The organism is Roseateles sp. SL47 (assembly GCF_026625885.1).
Lineage (GTDB): Bacteria > Pseudomonadota > Gammaproteobacteria > Burkholderiales > Burkholderiaceae_C > Roseateles.
Window position 1 is genome coordinate 3,862,879 of sequence record NZ_CP113068.1, and the last position, 12,242, is coordinate 3,875,120.

Genomic DNA, 12,242 nt, shown 5'->3' on the forward strand with positions numbered 1-12,242 from the left:
AGCCACAAGGAGCCCTCATGAACCCAACACCCGAACAACCCGACCCGGACCCTGATCGCCGCAAGCGGGAGCTGGCCGCCAACATCCTCACCTCGCTGGCGCTGTTGACCGGTGCGGTGATGCTGGTCGGCATGTTGCTCTTCCCCCCGCATTAACGGCGCGCTCATGGGCCCTGATGGGCCCTGAACGGCGCACGAGCGTCGTATGAACGGCGTATGAGCGATGCACGAGCGATGCACAAGCGATGCACGAATGGCAAAAAGGGGCGCTGATGCGCCCCTTCTTCTGCCTGCAGTGAGGCGCACCAACCAGATTCGTACCGTCAGATCCGTACCGCCAGATCTATACGGCCAGACCTGTCAAACCAGCTCCGTGCAGGTGCTCCTGGAGCCCCTAGAGCCCCTGGCTCAGGCTCACATGAACAAATGCTCTCCGGCGTTCTCCCCGCCCAGCACCACATAGTTCACCTTGCGCAGGTCGCCCAGGGCCGTGCCGCCGGCATAGGAGATGGAGCTTTGCAGGTCTTCCTCCATTTCCCGCAGCGTGTCCGGCAGTTGGCCTTTCACCGGCTCCAGGATGCGTTTGCCTTCCACATGCTTGTATTCGCCCTTGTTGAAGTCGGAGGCGGAGCCGTAGTACTCCTTGAACAGCTTGCCATCCACCTCGACGGTCTTCCCCGGCGATTCCTCATGGCCTGCGAACAGGGAGCCCACCATCACCATGGCGGCGCCAAAGCGCACACTCTTGGCAATGTCTCCGTGATGGCGAATGCCCCCGTCCGCGATGATCGGCTTGGTGGCCACACGGGCGCACCATTTCAGCGCGGACAGCTGCCATCCCCCCGTCCCAAAACCGGTCTTCAGCCGGGTGATGCACACCTTGCCAGGGCCGATGCCGACCTTGGTGGCGTCCGCGCCCCAGTTTTCCAGGTCGATCACCCCCTCGGGCGTGCCCACATTGCCTGCGATCACAAAGGTCTGAGGCAGCTTCTGCTTGATGTGGGTAATCATGCGCTGCACGCTGTCGGCATGCCCGTGTGCAATGTCGATGGTGATGTAGTCCGCCCCGACACCTTCCGCCGCCAGGCGGTCGATCAGCTCGTAGTCGGCCGGCTTCACGCCCGCGCTGAGCGAGACAAACAGGCCGCGCTCCCGCATGTGGCGGGCGTAGGCCACAGCATCCAGATCAAAGCGGTGCATGACGTAGAAGTAGCCATGGGCCGCCAGCCATTCGGTGATGTTTTCATCTACCACCGTCTTCATGTTGGCAGGCACCAGCGGCAGCTTGAAGCGCCGCGGGCCGAATTCCACCGAGGTGTCACACTCGCTGCGGCTCTCTACCCGGCACTTGCGGGGCAGCAGCAGGATGTTGTCGTAGTCAAAGATTTCCATGGTCCAAAGTCGCAAATTCGGGATGCGTTGATGCAGTGCATGCCCTGAGCTGCGAGCGCTTGACCTGGGACCGGAAGACCGGCCCCAAGATTTGGGCCCGGTGACCCATTCTACGCGCCCTGCAACGGGTACGGGTTTGCCCTTGATTCGCCGTGGTGCAACATGCACCAGGGGAGGGCCATGCACCAGCTTCGCTAAAATCGATGACCTTGGGCTCCGTAAGGGCCGACATCCCATCAGCCACCATGCACTCCGTCGTCATCAGCGGTACCGGCCTCTACCAGCCGCCCCACGTCATCACCAACGCCGAGCTGGTGGAGTCCTTCAACCGCTATGTGGATCTGCAAAACGCCCAGCATGCCGACGCCATTGCCGCCGGCACGCGGGAGCCGCTGGTCTACTCAAGCGTGGAATTCATCGAGAAGGCCTCCGGCATCAAGCAGCGCTATGTGATCGAGAAAGAGGGCGTGCTGGACCCCACCCGCATGTATCCCCGTTTCGAGGAGCGCGCCGACGATCAACTGTCGCTGATGGCTGAAATCGCGGTGGATGCCGCCCGCAAGGCCCTGGCGGCGGCCGGCCGCCAGCCGCAGGACGTGGACGCCGTGTTCTGCGCGGCGGCCAACATGCAGCGGGCCTATCCCGCCATGGCGGTGGAAATCCAGGCGGCCCTGGGCGCTGGCGGCTATGGGTTTGACATGAACGTGGCCTGCTCCTCGGCCACCTTTGCGCTGGAGCAGGCCTACAACGCGGTGCGTTCGGGCGCTTCCAGGTGCGTCCTGGTGGTCAATCCGGAAATCACCTCCGCCCATCTGGAGTGGAAGGACCGGGACTGCCACTTCATCTTCGGTGACGTGTGCACCGCCGTGGTGGTGGAACGCGCCGAGACCGCCGTGGGCGCCGAACAATGGGAGATTCTGGGCACCCATCTGGCCACCCAGTTCTCCAACAACATCCGCAACAACTTCGGCTTCATGAACAAGGGCGAAGACAGCGACCCCGACGCCCGCGACAAGACCTTCCGCCAGGAAGGGCGCAAGGTCTTCAAGGAAGTGGTGCCGATTGCAGCGGCGCACATCGAGAACCACCTGGCCACCCTGCACATCCAGCCGAACGACGTCAGCCGTTATTGGCTGCACCAGGCCAACCTTGGGATGAACCAACTGGTGATCAAGAAGCTGGTGGGGGGCGAAGCGGGTGCCCAGATTGCGCCGCTGATCCTGGACACCTATGCCAACACCGCCTCGGCGGGGTCGATCATCGCCTTCCATGAGCACCGGGGCGACCTTCGCTCGGGCGATCTGGGCGTGATCTGCTCCTTCGGCGCCGGGTATTCGGTCGGCAGCGTCATCGTCAAGAAGCGTTGACGGCCCTGCCCGTAACGACTCGGTAACGTCTGATGCGGCGACCGTCCCTGGACTGTCGCCCAGATCGCTGACGATCAACCGCCTCGATCCCCGGACCACCACGAACTTGGCGGGCCGGAAGCGGGGCGCGACGGCGCCAGCGGTGCCGTAGAAGACGCTCCACCCGGCGGCATCGCCCCGGACGCCGCGCCGGAGGCCGGGACGGCTGGCAGCAGCGCACCGGTCGCCGGATCCGTCGTCATGTCCGCAATGGTGCCCAGTGTCTTCACCCAGGCGTCCGGCGCATATTCCTGGAACACCCAATCCGGCCCGTTCGGGCCTTCCACCTGCACCACACCCGCCGCAGGCGGCTGGATCTCCGAGCTGGGAATGCCCTTGAGGGCCACCTGCATGTAGTCGATCCAGGCCGGCAGGGCGATGCCACCACCGGTTTCGCGGTCGCCCAGGCTGCGAGGCTGGTCATAACCGATCCACACCACCGTCGCCACCTTGCGCTGGAAGCCTGCGAACCAGGCATCGACCGCATCGTTGGTCGTGCCGGTCTTGCCGTAGAGGTCATACCGCTTGAGCGAGGCGCTGGCCCGATAGGCAGTGCCCCGGACCGCGACGTCATGCAACAAGGACCCGGTGAGGAAGGCATTGCGCTCGCTGATGGCGCGGCGGTCTTCGGTCAGCTTCTCAGGTTCGGCCTGGAACAGCACCTGGTTCTGCGCATCGGTGATCTTGGTGATCAGCAGGGGCTTGAGCAGATACCCGCCGTTGGCAAACACTGAGTAGCCGCTGGCCATCTGCAAGGGCGTCACCGCGCCGGAGCCCAGGGCCAGGGTGAGGTTGGCCGGCTGCTTGTCCTCGTCGATACCGAACTTGCCGGCCCAGGCGCGGCCACGCTCCGGCGTGAGCTGCTCCAGCATCCGGATGGTGACCATGTTCTTGGACTTGGCCAATGCCTGACGCAGGGTGATGGGGCCGTCGTACTGGCCGTCCGAATTGCGCGGTGACCAGTCGCCGATGGTGATCGGCGAGTCATCCACCAGCGTGGCTGGGCCCGCGCCCATCTCCATGGCAGCGGAATACAGATAGGGCTTGAAGCTCGAACCCGGCTGGCGCCAGGCCTGCGTGGCGTGATTGAACTGGTTGCGAGCGAAGTCGAACCCGCCCACCAGGGCCAGCACCTTGCCGGTGTCCGGCTCCACCGACACCAGCGCCCCCTCGGCTTCCGGCGGCTGCGTGACCGCCCATGCCCCCTTGGGGAACTCCTTGGTGGGCGCGCCTCGCAGCACCCGGATGATGGCGCCGCGCTGGATGCGGAGATTCGGCTTGGCCTTGTCGGACAGGGCCGACATCACGCTTCGGATGCCATCGCCCTTGATTTCGATGTCTTCACCATCCTGCAAGGTGGCGCGGATGCGATTGCTGGCCACCTCGGTCACCACAGCGGCCCGCAGGTCGTCGTTGTCCGGATGGTCGGCCAGCGCCTGGGTGACGGCACTGTCCAGCTCGGTATCGGTCAGGTCGGTTGGCAGGTCCACCGTGTCCTCGGGGCCGCGCCAGGGCTTGCGCCGCTCATAGTCCAGCAGGGTGCGGCGCAGGGCCTTGTAAGCCGCCACCTGGTTGTCCATGTGGAGGGTGGTGGTGACGTTGATGCCGCGGCTGTAGGCGTCTTCCCCATACTGCGCATGCACCACCTGGCGGACCATTTCCGCCGCATATTGGCCGTAGGGTAGCCGCTGCTCCTGGGCGGAGCGCAACTGCAGCTTCTCATCGCGTGCGGCCTGGGCCTGCTCCGCCGTGAGCATGCCCACGTCCTGCATCCGGCTGATCACCACCAGTTGGCGGCGCTTGGCGGCCTTGAAGTTGCTGATCGGATTGGCCCGGTACGGGTTCTGCGGCAGGCCCGCCAGCATCGCGATCTCGGCGGTAGACAATGCCTTGAGCGGCTTGCCGAAGTAGGCTTCCGCCGCAGCCTCGAAACCATAGGCCCGCTGACCCAGATAGATCTGGTTCATGTAGACCTCCAGGATCTTGTCCTTGGAGAGCTGGCTTTCCATCTTCAGCGCCAGCAGGATCTCCACAAACTTGCGGGTGTAGAGCTTGCGCTTGGTCAGGTAGAAGTCCCGCGCCAGCTGCTGGGTGATGGTGGACGCCCCTTGGCTGCGCGACGATGAGAACAGATTGACGCCAAAGGCGCGAATCATGCCGGGAATGTAGATGCCCTGATGCTCATAGAAGTTGGTGTCTTCCACGGCCAGCAGGGCCTTTTGCATCTGCTGGGGGATCTGGTCCAGGGGCAGGTAATGACGGCGTTCGGTGCCATATTCCGCCAGCAGTTCCCCCTCGGCGGTGTAGACCCGCAGCGGTTGCTTGGGCTGATAGTCGGCCAGCCGGTCCAGGTCGGGGAGGCCCGGCCAGACGATCGCCGCCGCGCCCGCCACGACCAGCACCAGCGCCAGCATCGCCGCACCGCCCCACACCAGCACCCGCTTCCAGGTTGGCAACTGGGCCAGGGTCCGCCGCAAGGGGGCGGTTTTGGCCCAGGCGGCCCGGAGGGCATCCCGCAGAAGGCCAACGAATTTTTGTAGAAGCTGCATGCGGCTGGCACGAATCAAGAGTCGGGCGATTATCCTCAGTCCCCGCCCCATCCTGGCCCAGGGATGCAGGCGGACACGAACTCCCTACAAATTCAGTACAAATGTCCGACTTGATGCTGTCCGACTTGATGCTCTGGCCGGAGGGCCCTTCCTCCCGGCGTCCCGAGGCCACGCCCCCTGGCCATCTTCGACCCACTCTCCGCCAAGGCGCTGACCTGGTGCCGCAAGGAGGCGTTCATGCAGCGCCGTGACTGGCTGGCGGCGGCGGCCGCCGCCCTGGCCGGGGTGGTGCCCCGGGTGCATGCGCAGGACCGGCATGCCGGGTTTCCGACCCGCCCGGTCGTTCTGATCTGCCCTTGGCCGGCCGGCGGTTCCAGTGATGCAGTGATGCGTGCCTTTGGCGAAAGCCTGTCCCGCCAGTTGGGCGTCCCGGTGATTGTTGAAAACCGGCCAGGCGCCGGCGGTACGCTGGGGGCTTCTGCCATGGTCAGCGCCAAACCGGACGGCTACACCATCACGCAGTTGCCGCTGGGGATTTATCGCCTGCCGCACATGCAGAAGATGCCGTTTGACCCGCTGAAGGACATCCAGCATGTGATTGGGCTGACCGGCTACACCTTTGGCATCGTCTGCACGCCGGATGCACCGTTCCGGACGCTGGCCGAGATGGTGGCCTGGGCCCGCGCCCGACCGGGTCAACTCACCTACGGCCACACCGGCACTGGCACCACGCCCCATCTCGCTTTTGAGGAGTTTGCCCACAAAGCGGGGTTCAAGACCCAGGATGTGCCGTACAAGGGTTCGGCGGAAATCCTTCAGGCGATTCTGGGGGGCCATGTGCCGGTGATGTGCGGCACGCTGGAGTTCGCCCCGCAGGTGAAGGCCGGCAAGCTGCGTTTCCTGGCCACGCTGGGCCGGGAGCGCAATCGCGCGTTTCCGGACGTGCCCACGGTGAAGGAGTCGGGCTGGGACACGGTCATCGACTCGCCGTTTGGCATCGGCGCGCCTCGTGGTACCGATCCCGGCGTGGTGCGGGTGCTGCATGACGCGTTCCGCCGGACGCTGGAAGATCCGAAGGTGCTGGAGACCCTGGAGCGCTACTACCAACCGGTGATCTATATGAATACCGAGGCCTACACCCAGTACGCGCACCGCACCTTTGAGGCCGAGCGCGCAACGGTGGAGCGGATGGGGCTGGCCCATCGGGGATGATGAGGTATCGTGCCGCCCCATGCATGACCTGACTTTTTACTGGCACGACTACGAGACCTTTGGCCGCGTGCCGCGCCGCGACCGTCCGGCCCAGTTTGCCGGCATCCGCACCGATGCGGAACTCAACGAGATCGGCGAGCCGCTGATGGTCTACTGCCAGCCGTCGTTCGACAGCCTGCCAGACCCCGAATCCTGCCTGCTGACCGGCATCCTGCCGCAGACCTGCGCCGAGCAAGGCATCCCGGAGCACCAATTCGCCGCCGCCATCCATGCCGAGCTGTCTCAGCCCGGCACGGTCGGGCTGGGCTACAACACCATCCGCTTTGACGATGAGGTGACCCGCTTCCTGTTCTGGCGCAACCTCATCGACCCCTATGCCCGCGAGTGGCAGAACGATTGCGGTCGCTGGGATCTCCTGGATGTTGTCCGCTGCGCCTATGCCCTGCGGCCGGAAGGCATTGAATGGCCCCGGCATGAAGACGGCCGCCCGTCGTTCAAGCTGGAACATCTGACCAAGGCCAACGGCCTGGCTCATGAAGCGGCGCACGATGCGCTCTCGGACGTCCGCGCCACCATTGCCCTGGCCCGCCTGATCCGACAGCGCCAGCCGCGCCTGTGGGACTTCTGCCTGAAGCTGCGCCGCAAGGAAGCGGTCTGGCAGGAAATCGGCTCGCATCGGCCTTTCCTGCACATCTCTGGCATGTATGGGGTGGAGAAGGGGTGTATTGCGCTGGTGTGGCCGCTGGCCTCGCATCCCACCAACAAGAATGAGCTGATCGTCTGGGATCTGGCCCATGACCCCCGTGAACTGCTGGATCTGGACGCCGACACCATCCGTCAACGGCTCTACACCCGTCAGGATGAACTGCCGGATGGGGTGACACGGCTGCCGATCAAGACGGTGCATGTCAACAAGTCGCCCATCGTCATTGCGTCGCTGAAGATCCTGTCGCCGGAGATGGCGCAGCGCTGGGGCCTGGACGTGACCCAGGGCCTGGCCCATGCCGAATGGCTGGCCCAGCGGGGCGGGGACCTGATGAGTCGTTGGGCCGAGGTGTTCCAACGGCCGGCGTCGTCCGGGGGGGTGGATGTGGACGAAGACCTGTATGGCGGCTTCCTGGGCAATGAGGACCGCCGCGCGATGGAGCGGCTGCGGGGTCTGACGCCACAGGCGCTGGCCGAGCGGGTGGGGCAGGGCAAGGTGGCGTTTGAGGATGCTCGGATCGAAGAGCTGCTGTTCCGTTATCGCGCCCGGAACTGGCTGGACACGCTCAGCGAGCAGGAACAGGCCCGTTGGCAGAAGCACTGCATCGACCGGTTGCACCTGGGGGCGGGGGGCAGCCAGACCCTGGGCGAATTCTTCGATCGCATTGATGCCCTGGCGGAAGTGGCGGAGACCCAGGAAGACGAGCGGGCCCAGGAGATTCTGGCCGCCCTGTACGACTGGGCGGAGCAGATCGCTCCCCCGGCGCCCTGACCGGCCCCGGTCAACGCTTGTACACCCCACCATTGCGGGCCGCTCATCACCGGGCTTCCCTGAATCGGCCAAAACGGGTACACCTTCAACCGGGCACCCGTGCGGCCATTGCGCCAGCGGTGTACCCCCGCAATGACCGTGCGCCGTTGACGGCGCAGAGATGGAGACGACATGCAGACCCCCGAAGCCGCCGGCACGCCGGCTGACCATGAACGTGTCTCGGCCCGGATGCGGGCGCTGCTGGTGAGGGCGCCGCTGGCGGTGGCTTTCACGGCGGGCGGCCGATTCGAGGTGGCGAGCGAGCAGTTCAACCACTTGTTCGGCCACGGCGACGACACCGACCTGTCCGGGTCGGATATCAGCGCGGTGGTGGTGTCCGAAGCCTCCCATCAGGCCCTGCAGGCCCGGCTGGGCACAGCCTTCGGCGGCGGTCGCCCGGTGGATGAAGAGGTGGAATTCGTCCGACGTGACGGCTCCCGCTTCTGGGGGCGCCTGCAGGCCTCGCCGGTCCATTGGGAACAACCGGCCGGGGAGGCGATGTGGGTGGTGGAAGACGTCTCCGCCGCACGGGCCCAGCGCCTGCAACCCACCTGGGCCGCCAAGCATGATGTGGTGACCGAGCTGGCCAACCGCCGTGAAATGGAGCGCCGTCTGGCCGACCATGTGGGCAGCCGTCGGCATGAGCCGGTGTCGGTGCTGCTGGTGGATGTGGACAAGTTCAGCGCGGTGGTGCAGGGCATGGGCACGGAAGTGGCCGACCATTTCCTGTATGGCCTGGGCCAGATGCTGGTGACCAAGGTGCGGGCCTCCGACGTGGTGGCGCGCCTGGATGCCGACCATTTTGTGGTGCTGCTGCCGGATTGCGACCAGCACTATGCGCAGATCGTGGCGGAGAAGGTCCGGTCGGCGGTGGCGGCGTTCCGCCTGCGCTGGGGCCTGCACCGCACGCGGGTCAAGGCCAGCGTGGGGGTGGTACAGCTGCAGCCGTCGCTGGATACGGTGGAGTCGGTGTTGGCGGCGGCCGGGCTGGCCTGCGCCGAAGCCAAGGCAGCCGGGGGCGATAGTGTCCGGGTGTTTGTCTCCAACGGCTCTTTTGAGGAGCTGGCGGGGGCTTGATCGAGGCGTGGTCCGTTTGGTGAACCGTTGATGTGAAGAAATGGGGGGAAATTCCCATTCTTTTCTCAAGTTCGACGCGCACTGGCCGATAGCGACGGATAGAGTCCTTGCTTGAGGGGTCCTCCAAGCGCACACCATCATGTCCATCAACAGCCTGTCGACGGTTTTGTCCGGAATCTCCGCCGCCAACGAGCGGCTGCGGGCGTCCGCGAACAACATCGCCAACCTGAATACCGAAGGCTATCGGCGTGAGCGGGTGGAGTCGCAGACCACCAACACGGGCGGCGTCAGCACCACCGTGACCAAGCTGCCCCAGCCGGGCGAAGATCTGGCTACGGATGTGGTGGACCAGCAGGCGGCGGCCTACACCTTCATTGCCAATCTGAAGGTGCTGCAAACGCAGGTGCGCGCGGAAGGCGCGTTGCTGGACATTCACGTCTGAGTCGGCGGCGAAGGCGCCGGCACCGGCTCGGGCACTCCGGCGCCCACGGGTGGTCGGCAAACCAGCATCAAAAAGGGGCCCCTGGGCCCCTTTTGTCATACAGAGTCGTCCAGATCATCCACACCGCAGCCTGATCTGGCGGCGGCTTCATTCCGTCAGTTCAAACAGTGCGGAACCATCCCCGTTGTCCTTGACCAGACGCACCGGCGTGCCGGGTGTCAGGCGGGCTGTCGCGCCTGCACCGGACAGGAACTGCATCTGAACGCCCGTCACGGGCCGGATGCGCCAGGACGGTGCCAAACCCCCCCGATCCGCCGAAGGCTGCGAGGCCAGGTCCCGGGCCAGCGCCTCCCGGGTTTCGTCCGGCGCGTCCACCACCACCTTGTCAGCACCCAGCGCCGGGAAGTGGCCGCCGCCGTAGGCCCGGTAGTTGTTGGTGACCACCAGAAATTCCGCCTGGTCGGCCAGCGGCTTGCCGCGCCAGGTCAGGTTCACCACCCGGTGGCTGTCATTGGCGGGCCGACCTTCCTTGTCAAACCGCGCAGGCTGGGTCAGATCCAGTTCATACCGCAGGCCGTCCCCAGCGCCCCACATCATGTCGAAATTGAAGCCGGGATAGCCGGTGTCCAGCAGCGCCTGCTGGGCCGGTCCGGCCGGATCGATGCGCCGGAACTGGCCGGCCGACATCTCCAGCCAGTCCCGCACCTGCGCACCGGTCAGCTTCACCACCTTGATGGTGTTGGGGTAGACATAAAGATCGGCCACATGCTTGATCGCAATCGGACCGGCCGGGATGTCGGTGTATTGCGTCCAGCCCTGGCGGCCACCCGACTTGAACGGTGCAGCTGCGGAGAGCATCGGCAGGGCCTCCAGTGCGGTGCCCTGCACGGCGCGCTGCGCATAACGCAACTGGGCCTGCGCCACCAGACGCACCGCCAGGCTGTCCACCGTCTGGGCGAAATAGCTGTGGATGGGCGTGTCGGTGTGGGCCACCTGGCTGCGGACATGGTCCAGCGTGGCCTGATGCTCGGCGGCGATGACCGCAGCCGGCATCGGGTCGGCCGCCACCAGCGGGCGGCGGGTGCTGCGGTCAAAAATGGGGCGCAGGGAGGCGCGGCTGTCGATCACCCGCCAGTGACCATCCTGGTTGGACAGCCGCAGGTCCACGAGGCCCAGATGGTCGCCCCAGCGGCCCGGCATCACGGCGGGCACGCCAAAGAGCCGGCCTTTGTCCAGGTCGGCGCCGGGATAACCAGCAAACCCAGGGCCGGGGAATTCGGTATGGGCATGGCCCAGCAGCAAGACATCCACCCCCGGCACACGGGCCAGTTGCGCCGCCATGTTCTCGGACAGGCGCGGCAGCTCGGTCTTTTCAATGCCGGTGTGGGCAATGATCACCACCAGATCCGCCCCCTGGCGCCGCAGCGCCGGCACGAGCTCGCGCGCCACGTCCACCATGTCTCGCACCTGCACCCGGCCGGCCAGGTTCTGCCGGTCCCATTCCAGGATCTGGGGCGGGGTCAGGCCCAGGACACCGATCTTGAGCTTGTGGGTGCGCCCCTGTTCATCGGTGAACGGGCGCTCCAGCAGGAGGCTGGGCGTGAAGGCATGGCGCCGACCATCGGCCTCCATCACATTGGCATTCAGGGTGGGGAAGTTCGCACCCGCCAAGGCTTGCCGCAGAAAGGGCAGGCCGTAGTTGAACTCGTGGTTGCCGATGTTGGCGGCGTCCACGCCCAGCAGGTTCAGCACCTTGTAGGCCGGATGCACATCGGTGCTCTTGAGCGGATGCACTCGCGCCACCAGGTCGCCCAGTGGATTGCCTTGCAGCAGGTCGCCGTTGTCAAACAGCAGGCTGTTGGGGACCTCGGCGCGGGCCTGGTGGATCAGGGTGATGGTCTTGGCCAACCCGAATTCCTGCGACTCCCGGTCCTGGTAGTAGTCGTAGTTCAACAGGTTCATGTGGATGTCGCTGGTCTGCATCACCCGCAGACGGACCTCCGCCGCTTGCGCACCCCCGGTTGTGACACAGGCGAGTGTCACCCAGGCCAGCGCCGCCAGGGCGCCCGACAGCCGCCGGCTCATGACCAGTCGGTACCGGCGATCAGTGCGGCCAGCATGGCGCCGAAACCCTTGGCGTCTTCCGCGTCAAAGCGGGAGGGTTCCGGACTGTCCAGATCCAACACGGCTTGCAGACGGCCGTTGGCGATGACCGGCAGCACCAGCTCCGAGCGCGACGCTGCGTCGCACGCAATGTGGCCGGGGAAGGCATGCACGTCTTCCACCAACTGGACTTCGCCGCTGCGCGCGGCTGCCCCACACACCCCGCGCTCGAACGGAATGCGCACACAGGCCACCTTGCCCTGGAAGGGCCCCAGCACCAGCTCCCGGTCGTTCGACGGATTCACCAGATAAAAACCGGCCCAGTTCAGCTGCGGCACACTGTTGTAGACCAGGGCGGCGAACTGCGCCAGGTTGGCAATGCGGTCCCGCTCGCCATGCAGGATGGCCTGGGCCTGGGTGATCAGCGTGTCGTAGGAGGCGCGCTTGGCCTCAGGGCTGGACATGTCCAGCGGGGGAGTGTGTTCAAAGCTCATGGTTGGATTGTCGGTCAAGCCTGGATCACCACGCGAGCACCTGGCGATCACC

Annotated in this window: 10 protein-coding genes; 6 read left to right on the forward strand and 4 right to left on the reverse strand. The window is 65.6% G+C overall.

Translation table 11 applies throughout. The annotated features are described in order from the left end of the window. Positions 1 to 17 precede the first annotated feature (17 nt). The gene (locus OU995_RS17055) at positions 18 to 155 is read left to right on the forward strand and encodes a hypothetical protein (protein ID WP_267831205.1); all 138 of its coding nucleotides are present in this window, start codon (positions 18 to 20) and stop codon (positions 153 to 155) included. Positions 156 to 413: 258 nt separating this feature from the next. Here OU995_RS17055 and OU995_RS17060 read toward each other — a convergent pair whose 3' ends face one another. Continuing rightward, positions 414 to 1,391 (reverse strand): GMP reductase, encoded by a 978-nt coding sequence (locus OU995_RS17060; protein ID WP_267831206.1) that lies wholly within the window; start codon positions 1,389 to 1,391, stop codon positions 414 to 416. A 245-nt stretch (positions 1,392 to 1,636) separates the two neighbouring features. Here OU995_RS17060 and OU995_RS17065 point away from each other — a divergent pair, with 245 nt between their 5' ends. Further along, positions 1,637 to 2,758, forward strand: coding sequence for a beta-ketoacyl-ACP synthase III (locus tag OU995_RS17065; protein ID WP_267831207.1), 1,122 nt, complete (start codon positions 1,637 to 1,639; stop codon positions 2,756 to 2,758). A 74-nt stretch (positions 2,759 to 2,832) separates the two neighbouring features. On the opposite strand, the gene OU995_RS17070 is transcribed toward OU995_RS17065, so the two are convergent. Next, positions 2,833 to 5,346, reverse strand: a complete 2,514-nt coding sequence (locus OU995_RS17070; RefSeq protein WP_267831208.1) for a penicillin-binding protein 1A — start codon at positions 5,344 to 5,346, stop codon at positions 2,833 to 2,835. Between the two features lie 237 nt (positions 5,347 to 5,583). Between OU995_RS17070 and OU995_RS17075 the strand changes: the two genes are divergently transcribed. From OU995_RS17075 to OU995_RS17090, 4 genes are all read left to right on the forward strand, one after another. Continuing rightward, a complete protein-coding gene (locus OU995_RS17075; protein ID WP_267831209.1) occupies positions 5,584 to 6,558 on the forward strand; it encodes a tripartite tricarboxylate transporter substrate binding protein in 975 nt (324 codons plus the stop codon). 19 nt (positions 6,559 to 6,577) lie between these two features. Continuing rightward, entirely contained in the window at positions 6,578 to 8,035 is a 1,458-nt protein-coding gene (sbcB, locus tag OU995_RS17080; protein ID WP_267831210.1) for an exodeoxyribonuclease I, read from the forward strand. A 171-nt stretch (positions 8,036 to 8,206) separates the two neighbouring features. Then, positions 8,207 to 9,151, forward strand: coding sequence for a GGDEF domain-containing protein (locus OU995_RS17085; protein ID WP_267831211.1), 945 nt, complete (start codon positions 8,207 to 8,209; stop codon positions 9,149 to 9,151). 139 nt (positions 9,152 to 9,290) lie between these two features. Further along, positions 9,291 to 9,593, forward strand: a complete 303-nt coding sequence (locus OU995_RS17090; RefSeq protein ID WP_267831212.1) for a flagellar basal body protein — start codon at positions 9,291 to 9,293, stop codon at positions 9,591 to 9,593. Positions 9,594 to 9,740: 147 nt separating this feature from the next. On the opposite strand, the gene OU995_RS17095 is transcribed toward OU995_RS17090, so the two are convergent. Continuing rightward, the gene (locus OU995_RS17095) at positions 9,741 to 11,678 is read right to left on the reverse strand and encodes a bifunctional 2',3'-cyclic-nucleotide 2'-phosphodiesterase/3'-nucleotidase (RefSeq protein WP_267831213.1); all 1,938 of its coding nucleotides are present in this window, start codon (positions 11,676 to 11,678) and stop codon (positions 9,741 to 9,743) included. Continuing rightward, positions 11,675 to 12,190, reverse strand: a complete 516-nt coding sequence (locus tag OU995_RS17100; protein WP_324288577.1) for a GAF domain-containing protein — start codon at positions 12,188 to 12,190, stop codon at positions 11,675 to 11,677. Before OU995_RS17100 ends, OU995_RS17095 begins: the two co-directional genes overlap by 4 nt. Positions 12,191 to 12,242 lie beyond the last annotated feature (52 nt).